The sequence below is a fragment of the Pseudomonas moraviensis genome (genome assembly GCF_900105805.1).
GTDB classification, from domain to species: Bacteria; Pseudomonadota; Gammaproteobacteria; order Pseudomonadales; family Pseudomonadaceae; genus Aquipseudomonas; species Aquipseudomonas moraviensis_A.
On sequence record NZ_LT629788.1, the window covers coordinates 1,818,988 to 1,842,220 of the forward strand.

General features: G+C 64.3%; 5 protein-coding genes. All 5 read right to left on the reverse strand.

The genetic code is table 11. The features are described 5' to 3' along the window. Positions 1-14 precede the first annotated feature (14 nt). Genes BLU71_RS08390 through BLU71_RS08410 form a run of 5 tightly spaced genes read right to left on the reverse strand, consistent with a single transcriptional unit; the run spans position 15 to position 23,106 of the window. A complete protein-coding gene (locus tag BLU71_RS08390) occupies positions 15-221 on the reverse strand; it encodes an MbtH family protein (protein WP_039762895.1) in 207 nt (68 codons plus the stop codon). Next, positions 214-897 (reverse strand): hypothetical protein, encoded by a 684-nt coding sequence (locus BLU71_RS08395; protein WP_083352790.1) that lies wholly within the window; start codon positions 895-897, stop codon positions 214-216. Before BLU71_RS08395 ends, BLU71_RS08390 begins: the two co-directional genes overlap by 8 nt. Further along, positions 894-9,989 (reverse strand): non-ribosomal peptide synthetase, encoded by a 9,096-nt coding sequence (locus BLU71_RS08400; RefSeq protein WP_083352791.1) that lies wholly within the window; start codon positions 9,987-9,989, stop codon positions 894-896. Before BLU71_RS08400 ends, BLU71_RS08395 begins: the two co-directional genes overlap by 4 nt. Continuing rightward, positions 9,989-14,101: a non-ribosomal peptide synthetase gene (locus BLU71_RS08405; RefSeq protein WP_083352792.1), complete on the reverse strand. Its 4,113-nt coding sequence runs from the start codon at positions 14,099-14,101 to the stop codon at positions 9,989-9,991. Before BLU71_RS08405 ends, BLU71_RS08400 begins: the two co-directional genes overlap by 1 nt. After that, complete coding sequence (locus BLU71_RS08410; RefSeq protein WP_083352793.1) at positions 14,098-23,106, reverse strand: non-ribosomal peptide synthetase; 9,009 nt, start codon at positions 23,104-23,106, stop codon at positions 14,098-14,100. The genes BLU71_RS08405 and BLU71_RS08410 overlap by 4 nt, the downstream gene beginning before the upstream one ends. Between the last annotated feature and the right edge of the window lie 127 nt (positions 23,107-23,233).

Below are 23,233 nucleotides of genomic sequence, written 5' to 3' on the forward strand. Positions count from 1 at the left end.
TCCCTCACCTTTTTTTATTGGAACGACACCGATGATTGCTCGTGCAGCGAACGCGGGCGCATGTCGATCCAGTGTTCGTTGATGTAATCCAGGCAGACCTGGCGTTCGCCACGCATCCCCGCCTCGTTCCAGCCGCTGGCCATCGGCTTGCCCGCCGGCCACAGGGAATACTGACCCTGGGCGTTGATCACCACATCGAATTGCAGGTGTGCGTCATTCATGTCGTTCTCCTGTTGAACGGGATTGCAGCGTGGCCAGACTCCGCTCGAGCCCGGCGGCGAGATGGTTGAATACGGCATGTCGCTGTTCGTCGCTCCAAGCGCAGGCCCCGACGTAAACCCGCACGGACGCCCCGCACACCTGAGCGCAGGTGTCTGCATCGTCGTCCGCAAAGGCCCGGGCCGACACCTCGGCGTTAGCGCTGGCATGAGCCTGGGCAAACGCGGTGGCAGCGGCTTCGGTATTGAGTTGTGCGTAATACTCGGCGAACGCCTCGGCATCGCCGAAGTGCTCGGAAATCGTGGCGCTGTTGGCCGGTGCGAGGCCGTAGGTCATCGCACTGGCGTGGGCCTTGGCGTACGCGGCGTCGTAGGGGTAGGCCTTGCGGTACAGCGCCAGCAACACCGGTTTGAGCGTCGCCCGCCACTCGCCCTGACGCCCGATCACGCCGAGCGCCGCCCGCTGATGCAGGCTTTGCAACGCGAGCAGCGCCTGCTGATGTTCCGGCAAGGCTTCGCAGAGCATCGGCATGACCACGTCGGCCTGCCAGAGATGAAACAGCTGAAACGGCACCTGACCGCGCAATTGCCTCAAGCGCAAGGCCGCGTTCGAATCGGCTTCGCACAACACCTTGGTCAAGGCCAGCCACCATCGCGGCATCGAGATCGGATAATTCATGGCGCAGGCTCATCCGTACCGATCACCTCGGCCAGCAACCGCGCCCAGCGGCCCGCCACGATGCCGTAGTGATCGGTGTCGAGGGTTTGCCAGCTACGCAACTGCGGCAGCAAGGCCTGCCAATTGCGTTGCAGGTCGTCCGGGTTCCAGGCATTGCCCAGCCCGTAAGGATTGGCCTGCCCGGCGATGAACAGCCGCACCGCTGTGGTCGCCAGCGCCGGCGGCTGGAAGTCGAGCATGCTGCTCATGTTGTTGCGACAGCACACCGTCAGCCGTTGCAGATACGCCTGACGTTCCTCGGCAATGCCCTGCCCTTCAACCTCCGGCCAGCGCTGGGCGAACTCGCGATGGAACACCTGCTCGATCGTCTGTTCGTCGATGCCGGCCAGTTCCGCACCGGCATCCGGCGCGGGCGGGTCGATCAGGTATAACAACGGTTGGCTGAATCCGTCAGCCTGGGCCTGATGACACAGAGCCTGCGCCACCCATGCACCAAATGACCAGCCTGCCAGGCGCCAAGTGCTGCCGGGCGGAAGGTGGGCCTTGATCGCCGCCTGATACCGGCGTGCACGTTCGTCCACGCTGATGTTCGGCAACTGCGGGAGACGCAGCGCCGGGTCGGCGATCACGCACACACCCAACTCCGCCGGCAATGCCGAGACCAGTTCCCGATAGGCCTGCACATCGCCACCCACCGGGTGGATCAGGTACAGCCAATCGCGGCCGGCACCGGCATGCCATTGATCAATCCGCACCGCGTCGTGCCAGTCGTGCGGTGCAGCCAGGGGCGCCTCTTCAACCGTGGCGGTCGACACCAGCCCAAGCACTTCGCTCAGGCTGACCTTGTGGCTGAATTGCGACAGCTGGAATACCTCACCAGTGGCCGCTTGCAGTTCGTCGATCAGGTCGAGCAGCGTCAGCGAATCCGCGCCCAGGTCGTACAGTGAATCGTCGTCCTCCAACTCGGCCACACCGAGCCACTTGCACAAACACTCACGCAGGCGCGTCGACAGATCCACGCCCTTCGGTGCCTCGAGCACTGCGGCCACGGCACCATGGCGAACCGGATAGAACCGCCGCGCCGTGTCGATGCCGGTGGTGGAGATCAGTAGCTGCGGCAACTGCGTCGCCATCGCCAGGTCGAACACCCGACAGCCCTCTTCGGCGGACAGGCCAACCGTCAGATGCTCCAGGTGCGCGGTGTCTGCGCTGTTGCTGGTGGTGGCCATGCCGATGTCGCGCCAGATGTCCCAGTTGATCTCCAGGCGCAGGCAAGCATCGGTCGCGTTCGGGCGATAGTGGGTGAAGCCGTCGAGCACCCCGCTGGCCGCTGCGTAGTCCAGATGCCCCGCGCCGCCAAACAGTGCTGACATCGACGAGCAGTACAGGACAAAATCCGGCGTCAGGTGCTCGATCAGGGCCTCGACCGCCAGCATGCCGCGGGTCTTGGCGGCCATGGCCTGGGCCATTTGCCGAGCATCGCGGTGACGAATCAGGCTGCCTGCACCGACGCCCGCCGCATGAATCACCCCGCTCACACGACCGTAACGAACGGCCAGTTGATCGAGTACCTGCGGCCAGCGCGGCAGGTCGGCGATGTCCGCTTTGATGCAGTCGATCCGCAAAGCGTAAGCCGCCAGAGACGCCGGCAATTGCCCCTGACGCGAGAGCAGCACCACCCGGCGTGCAGGTGCCTGCAACAGGTGTTCGCACAAGGTCCGGCCGATACCGCCGCTGCCGCCCAGTACCAGGAACGTACCGTCTTCCGGCAGAAGCTCTGATGTCGTTGCCGGGCCGGTCAATGGCTGAGGCATTAAACGTGGCTGCCAGAGATAACCATCGCGCACCGCCATTCGCCGAGGCAATGAGACCGGATCGACCAACAACGCTGCCAACTCGCCCGCGTGCGCTCCGAGGCGTGACGACGGCCAGTCCAGCCAGTGGCAACGCACCGGGTATTCCTGCGGCACCACTTCAGTGATGCCGGCCAGCGCTGCCAGTTCGGGCCGCTGAACCTCGCCGTCCACCGGGCATGCCTGCCACGACATCAACCACAACCGCAGACGGGACGTACGCGGGGTTTGCCCCCAGGCCTGCATCAGCGCACTGACCGTGTCCAGACAGGCCCACTGCGCCAGATCCAGCGATTGCTCGTTGACTGCACCAGACACCGCCAGTGGCAAGGCATGCAGCCAGTCGAGCTCGCCGAGTGCAGGTTCTGCGACCTCAGCGAGCAAACGGCTCAGGGCCTCAGCGTCCAGCGGATCAAGCTCGAAACGGTCCGTGCTCAGGCGTTTGAAACCGTTGCCGGTGCGCACTTGAATCACGCGTCGATATACGGCGTTCAGGCTCGCCAGCAATGTCGATTCGGGCGCGTCTTGGCTGCACAGAATCAGCACCTCACGGGATCCGGCCGTCGCTGTCGCGCTCAGGCGCCGGGTGCGCACCCACTGTCGCTGGTGGAACCAGTCCGCCAGCGGTTGTCGCTCAAGGGTTGGCGCATCAGGTTGAACAGCTACAGGTGGCTGGAAACGATACGGCTGAAGATCGAACGACGACGGCGGCAAATCCCAGGGCGGCGGTGCCGAGCGTTGTGGCCACTGGATATTCGCGCCTTCGTACCAAGCTTCCAGCAGCTCCTGCGGCGATTGATCACGGGCGATCAACGGCGCGCCCGAGGCCGTGATTTCCTTGATCGCTGCCGGCTGCAATGGAATGTCGTCACCCCGCCGACACACTATCGCGAAGCGCCAGCGCAACTGCCGGCGACCTGACTGCAAGTGCCGTAGCAACGCAGTCTGCTGTTCCGGGTTCGCGTGCAGGTATTCGCGAATCGCCGCGATATCGCGCAGCAACTCCGCCCGGCTATGCGCTGAAATCATCAGCAGCGGCAACGTTTCCTCAACAGTTTGCTGCGCCGTAGGTGCAGCACCAACGATGACATGCGCGTTGGTCCCGCCGATCCCGAAACTGCTGACACCGGCCAGTCGCCGCCGCCCTTGCGGCCATGGCCGGGACGTGGTCGGCACATAGAACGGCGAATGCTCCAGGTCGATCTGCGGGTTGATCCGGCCAAAACCCAGGTTCGGCGGCAGTACGCCATGGAACACCGCGAGGCTGGCGCGAATCAGCCCGACCACGCCCGCCGCCGCACCCAGATGACCGATCTGGCTTTTCACCGAGGCCAGCGCGCATTGGCCGGCCGGCGCATCGCCGAACGCCTTGGTTAACGCCGCGACCTCGATCGGATCGCCGAGCAAGGTGCCGGTGCCGTGGGCCTCTACGTAGCCGATGTCAGCGCCGGTTAACCCGGCACGGCTCAAGGCATCGCGGATGACCGCGCTCTGCCCCGCCACCGACGGCGCGGTGTAACTCATCTTGGCCCGGCCATCGTTGTTCAACGCCGATCCCTCGACCAACGCGTAAACCCGGTCGCCATCGGCCCGCGCCTTGGCCAGCGGTTTGAGCACCACTACGCCGTAGCCGCTGGCGCCAAGGGTGCCGCTGGCGTCGTCGCTGAACGGACGACACAAACCGTCGGCGGAGAAAATGTGCTGCGAGCGGTGCCGGTAGCCCTCGGTCAGCGTCGGGTCGATCAGCACCCCGGCCGCGAGCATCACGTCGCTGTCGCCCTGGCGCAGCATCGAACTGGCCAGGTGCACGGCGATCAGCGAGCTGCCGCAAGCAGCCTGCACGCTCAGGGCCGGGCCGTTCAGGTCCAGGTGATACGCGGCTTTGGTCGCCAGAAAATCCTTGTCGTGATGCAGCGCCAGCTGGAAGCCGTCGGGCAAATCGTCGTCTGCGGTTTCACGCAGCATTTGCTGGAAGTAAGTGGTTTCGCCGCAACTGGCGATCAGGCCGATGCGCGGGCCATTCGCCGACGGAACGATGGCCGCGTGTTGCAGGGCCTGAACGCACGCCATCAGCAGATGCCGCTGTTGCGGGTCCATCAGGCGCGCTTCCTGGCGGCTGATGCCGAAGTACTCAGCATCGAAATCGAGCATGCCCGCCAGTTGACTGCGGGCGCCGACCAGCCCCTCGTCAGCGGCAAAGTGCTCAATGCCCAGCCGATTGCCTTGCACCATCGCCCAGAACTCGGACAGGTTCTGCGCCCCGGCCACATTGACCGACATGCCGATGATCGCCATCGGCTGATGGCCTGCATCGGTCTGCCGTCCACGCTCGGCCACGTCCACCGGCGCGGTCGACAGATGCGCCGCCAGACGTCGCACCGTGACGTATTCGAACAGGTCGGCCATTGTCACCTTGTGCGGCAGCTCTTCGGCGTAACGGCCATGCAAACGCATCAAGCCGAGGCTGGTGGCGCCGGCCTCGAAGAAGGTCTGCTGCGGTTCGATGTCCCGTCCGATCACGGCCTGGAACAACTCGCTGAGTTGCCGTTCCAGCGCGGTCAATTGAACAACCGGTGTTGGCGTGCTGCGCCGCTCCAGGGCCTCGCCAACATTCGGCAAGGCCTTGCGGTCGATCTTGCCGCTGGGCGTACGTGGCCAGAGGTCGATCCGCCGGTATTCATCGATTCGCACATGGGCCGGCAGAAGTTTTGCGACCTGACGGTCCAGCTCACCGGATGTCGCAGGTTCGCCCTCGAGCTGCAGCCAGGCGATCAGCCGTGGCGGATCGGCCTGCACCGCCACCACCGCGTTGACCACTTCCGGCACCTGCATCAGCGCCGACTCGATCTGACCCAGTTCCAAACGATGGCCGCTGAGCTTGATCTGCTGATCGTCACGTCCCAGATAATGCAGGCAGCCCTGGGCATCGGCCCACGCCAGATCGCCGGTGCGGTAGTACAAATTGCCGTCTGCCAGCTCGACAAACCGCGCAGCGTTCAACACTGGATCAGCCAGGTAGCACCGGGCAACCATTGGCCCGGCCACCAGCAGGTAGCCACGGCAGCCGTTGGGCACCGGGCGGTCATGCTCATCGACCAGCAACAGCTGCGCATTGCCAACGGCATGGCCGATCGGCGCGCGCAACGACCAGTTCCGCGCCACGGACGGCAGGCGCAAGGCGCTGACCACGTGGGTTTCGGTCGGGCCGTAATGGTTGAACAGCGAGGCGTGCGGCATGCCGCCGAACCAGTTGCGCAGCGCATCGGTGCAAAGCAGTTGCTCGCCGGCCGTGATCACCTCGCGCAACGCCGAAGGGTAAATGCCCCGGGCCACGGCGGTTTGCGCCAGGTGCTGCAAGGCCACGTACGGTAGAAACAGGCGCTCGATCCGCGCCTCGACCATGTACTCCAGCAACGCCTCGGCGTCCTGACGCCAGCGCGGCGTGATCAGGTGATAGCACCCGCCGCCGCACAGGGTGCTGAAAATCTCCTGAAACGACACATCGAACGACAGCATCGAGAACTGCAGGGTTACCGCTTTGGCCGGCAACTGCCCTTCGGTGCGCTGCCATTGCAGCAGGTTGCACAGGGTGCGCTCCGACACTTGCACACCTTTGGGCGTGCCGGTCGATCCGGAGGTGAACAGCGTGTACAGCGGCCGTTCGCCGGCGTGGCGTCGACGTTCGAACGTTGTGGCATTGGCGCTCAGATCGACCCGATGGGTGGCGAATCGTCCGGCGTTCAGGTCATCCAGCGCTGACTTCGTCATATCGCTGAACAGCACGCAATGCGGTTGCGCCTGTTCCAGCACCTGGCGCTGGACCGCCACCGGATAGGCAGGATCCAGCGGCACGGCCGTCAGATTGAGTTTGGCCAGGGCCAGCAAGGCGACGATGTGTTCCACCGAGGCCTCGAGGAACAGCACGACATGCAATGGCGCGTTCCCGACGGGCAACGGATGGCACTCGATCAGGTTTGCCGTCAGAGCCTCGGCCAGCGCATTCAGTTCGCTGTAGGTAAGGCGCCGCTGGCCTTGAACCAGCGCAACCGCATCCGGCGTGCAATGCACTTGATGCTCGAACCCGTCCGCCAGTGTGTTGAACGGCAGCGCAGTCCGAGGGCCCTCACTGGCCGGGGGCAAACCACGTCGATACGGACCGAGCAAATCGTTGAGGTTGGCCGCCGGGGTTTCCAGCAACAGGTCCAGGCCTCGGCGAAACAGCGCATTCACTGCGCGCATCTGTTCGCCATCGAAGTAGCTGCACTGATATTCCCACCAGCATTCCAGTTGCGACCCGCTGCCCACCATCAACAGCGTCAGCGGGCACTTGGCGTGCAAGTACTCGTTGAATTGCAGCGTCGCGTGCAGGTTCGAATCGGCCAGCGCTGCGTAATCGGTGTTCTCCAGCACGAACATGAAATCGAACAGTAACGGGCTCGACGACAGCCGCAGGTCTTCCACCAGATCCGCCAGCGCCACGTCCTGCAACGCCAGCACCTCGCGCACCGTGGCGGTCTGCTTGCGCAACTGTTCGTCCAGGGTCGATGCCTGCTCGACGGCGGTCGGGATCAGCACGGTGTTGGCAAACATGCCGACCGTGTCTTCGAACTCCGCCAGTGGCCGGTTGGACACCGGACTGGCGATCCGTGGCCGTTCGCACCCGGTCAGGGCGTACAGGCTCCAGGCGAAGACGCTGAACAGCACTTCGAAACGGGTCAGCCGTTGTTGGGTGCAAAAGCGTTCGAGGGCCGCGCTGCGCAGGGTGCCCAAAGGTTCCCGGTGCAACCGGGCGTCCGGGCTGATTTCGCGCATTGGCATCAATGCAGGCGGCGGTTCTTCCTGACGGCGATGCAACTCGGCGAGGGCGCGGCGCTGGTCACGATAATGCGGATCGACGCTCCACTGGCGCTGCCACTGGCCAAACTCCAGCGTCGTCAAGCGGGCCGCGGGTTGCAGGCTGTCGCGGCCTTGCAGGACATCGCTGTAAAGCTGCGCCAGGTCGTCGAACAGCAGGTTCACAGACCAACCATCGACGATGATGTGATGCAGGTTCAGCAACAGCCGGCAACTGCCATCGGCGAACGGCAACAGCCAAGCCTGAAACAGCTTCGGGGTGGTCAGGTCGAACGGCGCGGCGAACACCAGGTCGGCGAAGGCCTGCCAGTTGTCCTCGGTGAAATGCCCGACCGCAAAGATGCGACAGGTCGAGCCCTGCTCGGCGATTACCTGATCCAGTCCATCGGCACCCGCCACGAATGCCGTGCGCAATCCCGGATGACGCTGCACCAGACGCCCCAACGCCTCGGCCAGTGCCGCGACTTCGACCCCTGCCGCCAGATTCAGAATCAGCGGCACGCTGTAGGCGGTCGAGGTCGGCGAGCGTTGTTGCAACAGCCACAGGCGGCGCTGTTCGGCGGTGGCCGGTAGGCGTTTTGCGCGACTGATCGCAGGCGCGGGTGGGTAGATCGACGCGCCGTTCGTTTCACCGCTCAGTTGTACGGCCAATGACGAGAAAGGCTCGTTGAGCAACGTATCGATCGCGATCTCGCGCTGCCAGCGGACACGGATCGCCGAACGCAGGCGCATCGCCTTGAGCGAGTCGCCGCCACAGCCCAGCCAATCGTCCTGCGCACTCAGAGCGGGTTGGCTGAGCAGCAAACGGGCCTGACTCAGCAACCAATCCAGCGCCGGTGATGCGTTTTCGTTATCCGTAGCCGTCAGGACTGGGTGCCACGGACTCAAACCTTGGGCCAGCAAGCTATCACGATCGATCTTGCCATTGGCCGTCAGCGGCAGGCGCTCCAGCAGGAACAGCTGATTAGGCCGCATGTAAGGCGGCAGTTGTGCCCGCAGATGGTTTTCGAAAGCGTGATAGTCCAGAGCCCGGCGAGGCACGATGAACGCCAGCAACTGATGATCTTCCGCCGCCTGCCGCCGGGTGCAGACATACACCTGCGCCACACCCGGATGCTCCAGGATCCGTTGCTCCACCTCCCCCGGCTCGATCCGGAAACCCCGGATCTTCACCTGCCGGTCGACCCGCCCCAGGTACTCGATCAAGCCTTCAGCATTGCGCCGCACCAGATCGCCGGTGCGGTAATGCACCTGCGCGCCACCGTCGAGGTCGGGCAAACGGACGAACTGGCGGGCGGTTTCTTCGGGCCGGTTGCGGTAGCCACGGGCGACACCACTGCCACTCAAATACAGCTCGCCGACCTCGCCTGCCGACACCGGGCGTTGCTGCTCATCCAACACCTGTACGCCGGTATCCGGCAACGGCCGGCCAATGGGCGCCGAGTCACCGGCAAAATCGCGGCTGATCGGCCAGCACAGGGCAAACGTGGTGCATTCGGTGGGGCCGTAGACATTGAAGATCCGGCAGCGGCTCTCAGGATTGGCCCGATACCACCCGCGCACGGCGGCAGCGCTGATCTGCTCACCACCGATCAGCACCTGACGCATGCTGGAAAAGCACGACGGCCACTCGGCAATCATCGTGTTGAACAGCGACACCGTCATGAACAGGTTGTCGACCTGCGTGCGCTCCAGCACCTCGGCCAGTCGACGCGCATCCAGCACGTCCTCGTCAGCGATCAGGACGCAGCAACCGCCGTTGAGCAGCGGCGCCCACAGTTCGAAACTGCACGCATCGAATGCCGGGTTGGACAGGCAGGCAAACCGGTCCGTCGGGCGAATCTCGATATAGCCGTCGGTAGACGCCAGCCGCAGCAAGCCGCGCTCGCCAACCTCAACCGCTTTCGGCGTGCCGGTGGTGCCCGAGGTGTAGAACAGGAACATCACCTCGGCGAAGTCTTCGGCCAGTGCTTGCGGCGGGGCGTCCGGCTGATCGAGCAAGGCCTCGACGCTGGTTTGCCACAGTGAAGGCGACCACAACGATTCGTCATTCAGAGTAACCAGGCCGACACACGCCGCATCCGCCAGCATCAGTTCCCGGCGTTGGCGCGGGCTGGCCCGGTCCAGCGGCACCACTATCGCGCCAACTTTCAGCGCGCCGATAATCGCCGCCAACCACTGCCAGCATCGCGGCATGCACAGCGCCAGCGACTGGCCGGGCTCGACGCCGCGCGCCAGCAACCCTCGGGCGATGCGTTCGCTGGCGCTGGCCAGTTGGGCGTAAGTCAGCCTGACCGACTGATCGATCACCGCCGGGGCTTGCGGATTGCGCGCCACTTGCTCGGCAAAACGCGCGAGCAACGGCCTGTCATTGGACGCACTCATTATTTCGCCTCCTGCGCGTCGAAGCGTTGCAGCTCCCGACGGATGATTTGCGAGACCCGGTGGATTTCCGCGCTTTCGAGCATGTCCCAGTGCCCGCCGCTGACCAGTTTCGCCAGATAGCCGCTGCCCGCGCGGCGACGCCAGAAGCCGCGCAGTTCATGTAACTGATGGCGGCTGAAATCTTCCCGCGCCTGGATCAGCACCACACGACCGGCGCGCGGCGAGCACTCATAAGCGGCCATGGCCAGCCGGTTGTGGTTGTAGATGTTGAAATAGCGCTCGACCTGGGCGTCTTCGATGCCGGGGTACATGCCGTTGAAGCGCACCAGTTTGTCGCGAAACTCGACCATGTCCACGGTGCCGATCTGCTCGCGGAAACCGGAGTCGTCGCTACCCTGGGTGTCAAGCAGCACCACCGTCACCTGACGATGCCCCGCCGCCGTCAACCGTCGCGCCATTTCATAGGCTACGAGGCCGCCGAACGACAACCCGGTGAGGATCAGCGGTTGCTGTGTCAGCGGCTTAATTTGGCGCAAGTAGGCCTCGGCCATCGCTTCGACCGTCGGCTCGGTGCTCTCCCCAGGATTCAGCCCCGGCGATTGCACGCCGTAGACGCCGGTTGTATCCGGCAGCACCTTGGCCAGCGATAGGTAGCAGAACGCCGTGCCGCCCGCCGGGTGAATGCACACCACGTTGTGCTGGCCGCTGCCGCGTCGGAATTCGATCAGGTTGCTCTGGGCCAGCGCCGGGTTGGCCCCGACCCGCAGCCAGCCGCCCAGCGCTTCGATGGTCGGGTAGCTGAGCACCACGCGCACCGGCACTTCGACCGCGAACTGCTGGCTGATTTCATGGGCCATTTTGATTGCGGCGATGGAGGTGCCGCCGACATTGAAAAAGTTGTCGCGAATGCCGATCTGCGGCGCCAGCAACAGGCTTTTCCAGATCTGGTACAACGCCAGTTCGATGTGATCGCGCGGGCTGCTCAGGTTGACCTGGCGGTTGGTCATCTCTTCATCCGCCAACGCTGTCAGCGCGGTTCGGTCGACCTTGCCGTTGGCGGTCAGTGGCAGCGCGTCGAGCCACAGGTAGCTGCCGGGGATCACCGCTCTGGGCAGTGTCGTCGCCAGATGGGCGTGCACCGCTGCTTCGTCCACGGTCTCGGCCACCACGCAACACGCCACCAACCGCTGATCCTGCGCTGCTTCGCCGACCATCAGCACCACGGCGCTGCGAATGCCGGGAAACGCTTCGAGCCGGGCCTCGATCTCGCCCAGTTCCAGACGCACGCCGCGCAACTTGACCTGAAAGTCGTTGCGACCGAGAAATTCCAGTTGACCGTCCGGGCGATAACGCGCCAGATCGCCGCTGCGATAGAGCCGATCGCCTGTCACAAACGGATTGTCGATAAAGCGCTCGGCACTGAGCTGCTCCAGTCCCAGATAACCACGGGCCACGCCCACGCCGCCAATGTGCAGATGCCCGGTCACGCCCACCGGCACCGGCTGGTCGCGGTCATCAAGCACGTAAAAACGGTTATTGGAAATCGGCCGGCCGATCGGCAGCTGCCGGGCCGGTACCTCGGCACCAGGCTCCAGGGTCCAGATGCTGTTGATCACCGTGGTTTCGGTCGGGCCGTAGACGTTGTGCAGCCGCGCATGGGGCAGGCGCTCCTGAAAGCGCCGGGCCAGAGCCGGTGGCAGTTCACCGCCGCCGCTGAACACGTCAGTCAGCGACGCACACTGGCTGACCTCGTCGACCTCCAGAAACAGCTGTAGCATCGCCGGCACGAACACCAGCGCCGTGACCTTCCGTTCGCGCACCTCGCGCGCCAGATACGCTGGTTCGTAATGCCCGCCGGGCCGCGCGATCACCAGCAGCCCGCCAGTTGCCAGCGGCCAGAACGTCTCCCACGCCGAGGCATCGAAACCGAACGGAATCTTGTGCAGCATCGCCCCCGCTTCGCCGCAGACCTGCAAACACCACAGAAGCAGGTTGCTCAGGCCACGGTGGGCGACCATCGCCCCCTTGGGCAAACCGGTGGTGCCCGAGGTGTAGATCACGTAGGCGAGGTGGTCAGGGGTGACGCCGACATGGCGCGGATCAAGATTGTCCGCCGGCAATGACGCCCAGCTCGCGGCATCTTTTTCGAGGTCGAGAATCGGCGCTTCCCAGGTCGAGCCTTGCACGGCTTGCCGCAGGATAGCGTGCGCCGAGCCGAGGGTCAGCAGCACCGCCGGCGTGCTGTCACCGAGCATATGGCTCAGGCGCCCCAGCGGATAATCCGGATCCAGCGGCACGTAGGCGCCGCCGGCCTTGAGCACTGCCAGCAACGCGACCGGCAACTCCAGCGAGCGCTCGATGCACACCGCGACGCGCACATCCGGGCCGACGCCCAAGTTGCGCAAGTGCCGCGCCAGGCGGTTGGCCTGGGCATTGAGTTCGGCGTAGTCAAGCGACTCACCCTCGAACACAACTGCGCAGGCCTGAGGGTTGCTCGCCGCCTGCGATTCGACCAGTTGATGCACGCAGGGCGCCGCTTGCGTCAGTGGCGCGGCGCGGTTGAACTCCACCAGCATCTGCTGACGCTCCGCCTCGTTCATCAACGGCAAGGCATTGATCGGTTGCTTGGCGTCGGCGGCGATCTGCTCGAGCAGGTGGCGGTAGTGCCCGCTCAGGCGTTCGATGGTCGCAAGGTCGTAGAGGTCGGTGTTGTATTCCACCAGCAAGTCCAGTCGCCCTGCCCGCTCGACCCATTCGAATGCCAGATCGAACTTGGCCGTGGCACTGCTGGTGCCGTACGGCGCCAGTTCCAGCGCGGGCATCTGCACCGCGTTACCCGGGGTGTTCTGCAGCACCAGCATCACCTGGAACAACGGTGAGTGACCGGGATCGCGCGGCGGGTTGACAGCCTCGACCACGCGATCGAAAGGCACGTCCTGATGGGCGTGGACGTCGAACATCTGCCCCCGCACCTCACGCAGCAGTTCAGCGAAGGTCTGCTGCGGATTCAGGCGCTGACGCAGCACCAGCGTATTGACGAAATGACCGATCAGCGGCTCGATTTCCGGGCGATTGCGATTGGCGAACGGCGTGCCGATGCACAGATCCTGCTGACCGCTGTGGCGCCACAGCAGTACCGCCAATGCGCCCAGCAACACGTTGAACAGCGTGCCCTGGGTCTGCCGGGCCAGCGCGGTGAGTTCACGCAAGGTGCCGTTATCGACGGACGAACTGAACGTGGCCCCGACAAAGCGCTGCACCAGCGGTCGCGGCCGGTCGGCGGGCAAGGTCGATAACAGCGGCGCGTCGTCCAGGGTGCGGCGCCAGTAATCGAGCTGCGCGTCCAGCGCCGCACCACCCACCCGCTGTTGCTGCCAGCACGCGTAGTCGGCGTATTGCACCGACAACGGCGCAAGAGTCGAGGTTTCGCCACGCAGATAATCGCCGTACAGCGTGGCGATTTCATGCAGGATCACACCCATCGACCAGCCGTCGGCGATGATGTGATGCACGCTGTACAGCCACAGGTATTCATCGTCGGCCACGTGCAGTAACGACGCCCGCAGCAGTGGACCGGCGGCCAGATCGAACGGCGCCCGGGCATCCTGTTCGACGGCGATTCGCACTTGCTGCTCACGCTCGTCGGCAGGCAATTGGCGCAGATCCGTCACCGACAACGACAGCGGCATCGACGAATGCACCACCTGACGCGGTTCACCGTCCACGCTGCAAAACGTCGTGCGCAGGACTTCGTGGCGGGCCACCAGTTGGTTGAGCGCCCGCTCCAGCTGCGCGACGTCCAACTGCCCTTTCAGCGTTACCGCCGTCGGCACGTTGTAGAACGGGTTGCCGGGTTCCAGTTGATCAAGAAACCACAGTTGCCGTTGTGAAAACGACAATGGCCAAGCCGCGTGCGCACCTGCACGACGGGGAATTACCGCGTCATCTTGCCCGCCGAGCAAGGCGATCAGTTCCTGTTTGTGACGCTTGAGCGCCTGGGTCAGTTCTTCGCTGAGAAACCCGCGCGGCGCCTTGCAGCGCAGCCTGTCACCGTCAACCTCGAGCACCACGCCATGGCGAGCGAACAACGCCAGCAATTGATCGGCATTCATACTTCGAATTCCTCCATGTCTTCATCGTCCAGGCTGGCGGTCACAGGCTCGATGGCAAACGCCTCGACTGGCGCGCGGTGTCGTTCATCGGCCGTGCGCAGGCCGCCGATCATCGAGTAGATCAATTCATGGCTCGGCCCGAGGTCGAACAGCGTGGTCAGTCGCTGTTCTTCGACCGAGCCGATACCGCACAGGCCCAGGCCCTGCTCGACGGCGGTCATGCTCAGCAACTGGGCCATCGCGCCGCTTTCGATGTGGCAGAAGTCGCGGCTGCGTTCGCCGTACAACGGACGAATCGCCGCCATGTCGGCGATGAAGAACAGCGAGAACGCGGCGTTCTCGTACACCGGACGGTTGACGAAATAGTCATAGGTGTCCGGGTCGAGCGCTCCGCTCTGGAGCGCCAGCAGACGATGCTGGCGGGGATCGTAGTAATACGCCCCGCCGGGCACGCCGAGCACGCGATCCGGCTTGACGTAGAGGTACGCCTGAATCGGGTAAAGCCCGCCCGCCGACGGGAACTGGTATTTCACCTCGCCATCGAGTTGCCCTTGGGCCAACGCCGCCAGTACGTGCGCGAAGGCCCGGGTGGCGATCGGTTGCCGATCGTATTGACGCACCGAGCGGTAATTGCTCAAACGTCGGGCGAAGGCCGGGTCTTGCGGCAGGTCCAGCGCCAGCGCCGGCAGGGTCTGAGCGAAGTCGCGGCGTCCGCGCTGTTCGGCCTTGAACTGCGCCCGCTGCTGGGGATCTTCGATGATGTCCTGTACCGGATCCGAGGCCTGCTGCATGTTGCCGAGCACATCCTGCCGCGCCCGGTTCTGGCGGTACATGCCAAGCAGATGCAGCAACGTCGGTTGGGCCAGCAGTTGCGCCACGTGCGGGCGGAACTGCAAGGCGCCGGACAAGGCGTTGCTGATCCTGACGATATCGATCGACGTTGCGCCGAGGTTCAGCAGATTGGCGTTGGCGGCAATGGAATCGCGCTTGAGCACGTCCTGCACGATTGCCACCAGCCGTTGCTCCTGCGGGCCATCGACTTCGATCGCCGGCCCTTGCTCCTCGATCTGCTCCGGTTCCGGCAGGCGTTTCTTGTCGACTTTGCCGTTGGACGACAACGGCCACGCTTCAACAAAGGTGAACGACGGCGGAATCATGTAGGCCGGCAGTTTGTCGCTCAGGTACGCGCTGAAATCGTTGGCCTGCAACGCCGGATCGGCCTTGAGCACATAACCCGCCAGACGCTTCTCGCCCAGCGCGCTGCCCAAAATCCGCACCACCGCGCTCTGCACGCCGGGATGGCGATTGAGCGCGGCTTCGATTTCGCCCAGCTCGATGCGATAACCCTGAACCTTGACCTGATTGTCTTCGCGGCCGAGGAATTCGATGTTGCCGTCCGGCAGCAAGCGCCCCAGGTCGCCGGTGCGATACAGGCGCTCACCGGTCAGGGGATGATCAAAGAAACTGCCGGCGCTGAGCTTGTCATCGCGCCAGTAACCTTTCGCCAGACCGATACCGCCGATGTACAGTTGCCCCGCGACCCAGGTCGGGCGCACCTGCAGCGTTTCATCCAGCACGTAGAAGCGCTGATGATCGAGGGCCTTGCCGTAGGGAATGCTGCGCCACGCCGGGTCGACATGCTGCACCGGGTAGCAGATCGACCAGATCGACGCTTCGGTGGCACCGCCCAGGCTGATCAACTGCAAATCCGGCTGCAAGGCCCAGGCCCGCTCGGGCAGAGTCAATGGAATCCAGTCACCGGACAGCATCGCCACCCGCAGGCTGGCGGGCAACGCGCCGCCCTCGCCCTCTACGTACTCGACCAGCATGCCGAGCAGCGCCGGGACCGAGTTCCATACGCTGACCTGGTGACGTTCGATCAACGCCAGCCAGTGCGCCGGATCAAGTGACAATTGCGGTTCGAGGATGACCACCGCCGCGCCCACGGCGAGGGTGCCGAAGAAGTCATAGACCGACAGGTCGAAGCTCAGCGACGAGATCGCCAATACGCGGTCCTTCGGGCCGACGGCAAAGCGTCGGTTGATGTCGAGCAAGGTATTGACCGCACCGCGATGATCGATCACCACGCCTTTGGGCTGGCCGGTGGAACCCGAGGTATAGATCACGTAAGCCAGGTCGCTTTCGTTCACCTGCACCGGTTGCAGTGGCAGTACATCGTTTGAGACTTCATCGCTCACCGCGATGGCCGTGACTTGCGCCGGCCATTCGATTTTGTCGAGCAGCGCTGGTTGGGTCAGGGCCAGACTCGCCTCGGCCCGCTCCAGAATATGCCGCAGCCGTTCCGCCGGCTGAGTCGGCTCGATGGGCAGATAAGCGCCGCCGGCATACAGAATCGCCAGGGTCGCGACCACTTGCTCCCAACCGCGCTCCATCACCACCGCGACCAAGCGGTTCGGCAGCACGCCTTGCGCTTGCAGACGGGCGCCGAGTTGCCGCGCCTCGTTGCGTAGCTGGGCGTACGTCAGCTGTCGCGCACCGATTACCGCCAGTGCATCCGGTGTCGCGAGGGCCTGACGTTCGAACAAGTCGTGCATCAACGGCAGCGTGTGCTGGTTGTCGACCGGTGCCGGCAAGCGTGCTTGCGGCAACAATTGCGGCGTATTTGCGCCCCAGGCTGCCGGCTCGCACAGGCTGTCGAGCAGCGTGTTATAGGCGACGAACATCTGCTCGATCATCCCTTGCGGGAACAGTTCGTCGATGCTGTCCCAGTTAAACAGCAGGCGTCCTTCCAGCTCCAGCAACGTGTGGTCGAGCCACACCTGCGGGGTCTGGGTGATGCTGTGCATGTGCCTGGCATTCAATGCGTCGGCGAGATTGAACTCGGCCAGTTCCGGCGCCGCTTCCGACAGTGTGCTGTTGAACACGATCGGCATCGCCGTCTGCTGCACGCCCCGGGCCTGGGACAATTCGCGCAGTACTCGCACACCGCTGACCACCGAATGGTCGATATCGCGCCACAGTTGCGCCTGCACCGCGCGCGCCTTGTCGGTGAAACTCTGCGAACCGTCGATGCCGACTTCCAGCAGCACCAGCGAGGTGAAGTCGCCGATGATTTCGTCTACATCGGGATGCAGCGGCATGCGGTTGAACAGCGGCAGGCTCAGGGTGAAACGCGGCGTGCGGCTCCACAGTGCCAGCACTTCGCTGAACGCGGTCAGCAGCATCACCGACGGCGTCACGGCAAACTGTTTAGCCACGGCTTTGAGCTGCGTCCACTGCGCCGCCGACATGTCGCGGTCGCGGCGGGTGAAGTGCGGGTTGGCGATGCTTTCCGGCTGGCGCACCAACGGCAGGTCCGGCGCCGGGGCCAGAGTGGTCACCCGCTCACGCCAGTAGCTCAGCGCCTGCTCGTAGCGGCGACCTTCGCGCAGCTGTTGTTCGGCCAGCACATAGTCGCGGAAAGTCAGCCCCGGTTCCGCCAGTTCCAGCGTCGGATCGACGTAGAACGCCATCAGTTCGCGGGCGAGAATCTGCGTGCTCGCCGCGTCGACGATCAGCGCGTCGAGGCTGATGTGCAAATGGGTGATGCCGTCGTCGAGCAACGACAGGCTGAACTCGAACAGCGGCCAGCGACTGGCGTCCAGCACCTGGTGGGACTGGCGTTCGCGGGTCGCCTCAAGGGTGCGTTGCGCTACATCAGCGGGCAACCCGCGCAGGTCGCTGCGCGGCATATGGTAGGTCGGCACCTGCCCCAGTACCTGTTGCGTGCCGTTGCTGAGGAACACCACGCGCAGCATGTCGTGGCGCTGGATCATGCGGTTCAGCGCACGCTCGAAACGCTCGGCGTCGAATTCGGGAATGCGCAGTTCTTCGTAGCCGTGGGCACTGACGCCGCCCAGACTGACCGTGGCCTCGCGACCGAACCAGTAGGCTTGCTGAATATCGGTAAGAGGGAACGGTTCATGTCGATTGCCGCGATCCGGCTCGAGCTGGATGAATGCCGGTTCAACGCTTTGCTCTTCACGCGACACCTGCGCCGCCAGATCCAGCAACACCGGGGTCTGGAACAGGCTGCTCAGGGACAGTTGCGCGCCCATGCGCTGGTTGATCGCGTAGATCATCCGCGTCGCCAGCAGCGAGTGGCCGCCGAGATCGAAGAAGTTGTCGTGGATGCCGACCCTTTCGCACTTGAGCACTTCGGCCCAGATCCCGGCCATCTGACGCTCAATGTCATTGCGCGGCGCCTCGTAAGTCGCCCCGGCACTGCGTTCCGGCGCTGGCAGCGCCTGGCGGTCGAGCTTGCCGTTGCGGGTCAGCGGCAATTGCGACAGGCGAACCCAGGCACTCGGGATCATGTGTTCGGGCAACTGGCGTTGCAGTTCAGCGCGCAGGCATTCAGGGGGCGCGGTGCCGACCACATAGGCCACCAGACGTTTGTCCCCGGCCACGTCCTCACGCAGCAACACGGCGGCTTCCTGTACGCCGGGTTGTTGATGCAACAGGCTGTCGATCTCGCCGAGCTCGATGCGGAAACCGCGCAATTTCACCTGTTGGTCGATGCGTCCCAGGTATTGCACGTTGCCGTCGGCCTGGAACTTCGCGAGGTCGCCGCTGCGGTACATCCGCCCGCCCGGCTCGGCACTGAACGGGTCCGGCAGGAAGCGTTCGGCGGTCAGGTCCGGGCGGTTCAGATAGCCACGGGCCAGGCAAGCGCCAGCGATGTACAACTCGCCTGCCACGCCGATCGGCACGGGATTCAGATATTCGTCCAGCACGTACAGCCGCGCATTGGCGATGGGGCGGCCAATGGGCGGCGCGTCCGGCCAGGATTCGGCCGCGTTGCAATCGAGGCTGAATTGGCTGACCACATGGGTTTCGGTCGGCCCGTACTGGTTGTGCAACTGCGCGCCGCCGAGCCCGCGGACAAAGCCACGCAGCTCGTCATTGATTTGCAGGGCTTCACCGGCGGTGATGATCTCGCAGCCGCCGGCCGGCATCGGTGCATCGGCCTCGGTCAGGCCGGCGAGTTGCTGCAACACGGCGAACGGCAGGAACGCCCGCTGTACACCTTCGGCCACCAGGGTCGGGCGTAGCGCGGCGAGGTCCTTGCGACTGTCTTCGGTCATCAGCAACAGGCTGCCGCCCTGGCACAGCGTGCTGCAGATTTCCTGGAACGAGACGTCGAAATTCAGCGAGGCGAATTGCAGCACCCGCTGCGGTGCCCTGGCCTGATCGAGTTGCCAGGTGATCAGGTTGTCCAGCGCACGACGGCTGTGGGCCACGCCTTTGGGTCGTCCGGTGGAGCCGGAGGTGTAAAGCACGTAGCCGAGGTGTTCCGGGGTCACCGTGACCTGCGGGTCATCCGTCGGGTGTTGCGCCCATTGCGATGCGTCAGTGTCCAGGCAGCAGATTTTCGCCTCGTTAGCCGGTAGCCCGGCCATCAGGCTCGATTGCGTCAGCAGCAAGGTAGGCGCCGCATCACTGAACATGAACGCCAGGCGTTCGCTCGGGTAAGCGGGATCGAATGGCACATACGCCCCACCGGCCTTGAGGATCGCCAGCAGGCCGATGACCATTTGCGGCGAACGCTCCAGGCACAGGCCGACGCGATGCTCGGGGCCGACGCCTTGTTCGATCAGGTAACGCGCGAGGCGGTTGGCGGCGCGATTCAGTTCGCCGTAGCTCAGTTGCTCACGGTCGGCGAGCAACGCCACGGCGTCGGGTGTTTGCCGGGCGAGGCTTTCGAAACGCGCCACGCAACCGGGTAGCGACGCGGTTTCCCGGGCGGTGAGGTTCCAGTCATGAACGATGTGCTGGTGTTGCTCGGCGCTCAGCAGCTTGATCCCCGCCAGCGACTGCTCGCTATTCTCGAACATCTGCGTCAGTACCCGACGCAGGTACTCGCCGAACTGCTCGACGGTGCCGCGCTCGAACAGGCCCGAAGCGTATTCCAGACCGCCGACGATCCGCCCGTCACGCTCACTGAGGGCCAGTTGCAGGTCGAACTTGGCCACGTGATGGCTGCTCTCGACCGGGGTCACCTCAAGCCCGGTCAGCAGCAGATCGGAATCCTGATCCTGTTCCCAGGCAAACAGCACCTGGAACAGCGGACTGTGGGCCAGACTGCGCGGCGGGTTGAGCAATTCCACCACTTGCTCGAACGGCAGGTCCTGATGCTCCTGAGCCTCCAGCGCCACTCGCCGCGCCTGTTGCAGCCATTGCGCCACCGACGGCGTACCCGATTGAGTCATCCGCAGAGCCAACGTATTGACGAAGAAACCGATCAGCCCTTCCAGTTCCTGTTGCGGGCGGTTGGCCGACGGCACGCCGATCACCACGTCGCGTTGCCCCGACAGGCGCGACAACAACAGCGAAAAACCGGCCAGCAGAGTCATGAACAGCGTCGTGCCTTGCTGCATGCCCAGGGCTTTCAATCGCGCGGTCAAAGCTTCGTCGAAGACCAATGGAACAAAGCCGCCGAGGTAATCCTGCACGGGCGGGCGCTTGTGATCGGTCGGCAGCTCCAGCAGCACCGGTGCGCCGCTGAGGGTTTCACGCCAGTAACGGCTTTGCTGCTCCAGAACGTCACCGGACAGCCACTGTTTTTGCCACACGGCGTAATCCACGTACTGCACCGGCAATGGCGGCAGCGGATCGTCGCGATCCTGTAACGCCGCTGCGTACAGCTGGCCGAGCTCGCGGGTGAGCACGCCCATCGACCAGCCGTCTGAGATGATGTGGTGCTGGGTCAGCAACAGCACATGGTCATCCGCCGCCAGCCGCACCAGGCTGACCCTCATCAGCGGGCCGCGGCTCAGATCGAATGGTACGGCGCCCTCCTCGTCGATCAAGCGACTCAGGCGTTTTTGCGCATCGTTCCCCTGCACGTCAATCACCGTCAGCCGGATACTGTGCGCAGACGGCGAAACCAATTGCCGCCCTTCCCCTTCAACGGCAATGAACGTCGTGCGTAGCGCCGCATGGCGCGCCACCAGTTGATTGAAGCTGCGTTCGAGTGCTGCCACGTCCAGCGAACCGCGCAAACGCAGGTTCAACGGCATGTGATAGGCGGCGTTGCCACCCTCCATTTGCGCCAAAAACCACAGGCGCTGCTGAGCAGACGACAACGTTTGCGCGCCCGAGCGTTCAAGGGTTGTGATGGCTGGACGAGCCGCCGCCTGACTGGCGTGCAGCCGTTCGGCGAACTCAGCCAGAACCGGCGCGGCAAACAGCGTCGAGGGTGCCACTTCCAGCCCCAGCGCATGACGAACCTGCGCCAGCACGCGCATCACCAGCAGCGAGTGACCGCCGAGGGCGAAGAACTGATCCTGACGCCCGACCTGCTCGACGCCGAGCACATCGGCCCAGATTGCGGCGAGCGCTGTTTCCAGCGGGCCTTGTGGTGCCTGATACTCCTGCTGCTCGAAAGCCTCGATGTCCGGCGCCGGCAGGTTTGGCCGATCGACCTTGCCGTTGGCGGTCAGCGGCAACGCATCGAGACGCACGAAGGCGGTTGGCACCATGTAGTCCGGCAGACTGGTTTGCAGCTGTTCACGCAGCGCGCGCGGGCTCAGCGTTGAGTCTGGTTTTTCGCAGTAGTAGGCCACCAGACGCGGTTCACCGGGACTGTCCTGACGCAGCAACACCACGCTTTCCCGCACGCCCGGTATGTCCGCGAGCCGGGTTTCGATTTCCCCCAACTCCAGACGCAGCCCGCGCAATTTGGCTTGGGAATCGTTGCGGCCGAGGAATTCCAATTGGCCGTCGGCCCGGTAACGCGCCAGATCACCGGTGCGATACAGACGCTCGCCCGCCACGAAGGGGCTGTCGATGAAACGCTCAGCGGTCAGTTGCGGCAGGTTCAGATAACCGCGCGCCACGCCGACGCCACCGATGTACAGTTCACCGGCTCCTCCCTCGGCAACCGCTTTACCGTCAGCGTCGAGCAGGTAAATCCGGGTATTGGGCAGTGCCCGGCCGACGGGCAACACCGCGTCGATCTGGCTGCCTTCGGTGAATTCAAAACAGGTGCTGTCGATGCTCGCCTCGGTGACGCCATAGGCCTGGACGATCTGCACCTGCTCACCGCACAGCCTGCGTAATTGCCGGGCGCTGTGGGCGGTCCAGATGTCGGAGCCGCAGACCACGGTGCGCAGGAACGACAGGTCGTGGCCGGTCTCTTCGACCCACGCCAACAGTGGATTGAGCAGCGCCGGCACGAAGTCGGCAAAGCCGATGTGCGCGTCACGTATCAAGCGATACAGGGCCGGCGGGTCCATCAGGGTGTCCCGTGGACACAGCACCAGCGTGCCGCCAAAACCCAGCGCACGGATCAGGTCGGCGCTGAACACGTCGAAGGAAAAGCCGGCCATTTGCAGGTGGTTGATCGGCTCGCCCAACTCATAGAGTTGCGCCCAGTCAGCACTCACCGCAACCAGCCCGCGATGCTCGACCATCACGCCTTTCGGGGTGCCGGTGGAGCCGGAGGTGTAGATCACGTAAGCCAGGTGACGGGGTGTCAGGCCGATCGCGTGAGGATCAAGGTTGTCAGCCGCAAGCGCAGCCCAATCGCGGGCGTCGGCCAGATCCAGCAGAGTGGGGGTGGTCGCCGACTGTCCGAGCGCCGCCCGCAAAACAACGCGCGCCTGTCCATGGGTCAGCACCACCGGCGGTGCGCTGTCGGCCAGCATGTGCGCCAGCCGCGCCTGCGGATAAGACGGGTCCAGCGGCACATAGGCGCCGCCGGCCTTGAGCACCGCGAGTACGCCGACCAGCATTTCCAACGAACGCTCCAGGCACAGTCCGACTCGCACGTCCGGCCCGACCCCGAGCTTGCGAAGGTGATGGGCCAACCGGTTGGCGCGGGTGTTCAGTTCACGATAACTGAGCGCCTCCTGCTGCCAGCGTGCGGCGATGGCATCAGGGTTGCGCAGCACCTGCGCCTCAAACAGACCGTGCACGCACAGGTCTGCATCGAACGGTTTCAAGGAGCAAACGTCGGGCTGCGTTGGATTCGTCCCACGCAAGGAAGTGTTATCGAGCATCGGAGACTACCGTCCATGACTACTTTATTGTTGTGATCTGGCCGGGACAGAACATGCCCCGCCAGTCAGGCCCCGGCATCAGATGCCGGCACGGTCATTCGAATTCAGGAGGATGGTACGGCGCGCG

What these genes read in the sequence shown, in the direction of transcription:
- BLU71_RS08390 (WP_039762895.1), bottom strand. Translation starts at nt 221, where the DNA reads ATGAATGACGCACACCTGCAATTCGATGTGGTGATCAACGCCCAGGGT.
- BLU71_RS08400 (WP_083352791.1), bottom strand. Translation starts at nt 9,989, where the DNA reads ATGAGTGCGTCCAATGACAGGCCGTTGCTCGCGCGTTTTGCCGAGCAA.
- BLU71_RS08405 (WP_083352792.1), bottom strand. Translation starts at nt 14,101, where the DNA reads ATGAATGCCGATCAATTGCTGGCGTTGTTCGCTCGCCATGGCGTGGTG.
- BLU71_RS08395 (WP_083352790.1), bottom strand. Translation starts at nt 897, where the DNA reads ATGAATTATCCGATCTCGATGCCGCGATGGTGGCTGGCCTTGACCAAG.
- BLU71_RS08410 (WP_083352793.1), bottom strand. Translation starts at nt 23,106, where the DNA reads ATGCTCGATAACACTTCCTTGCGTGGGACGAATCCAACGCAGCCCGAC.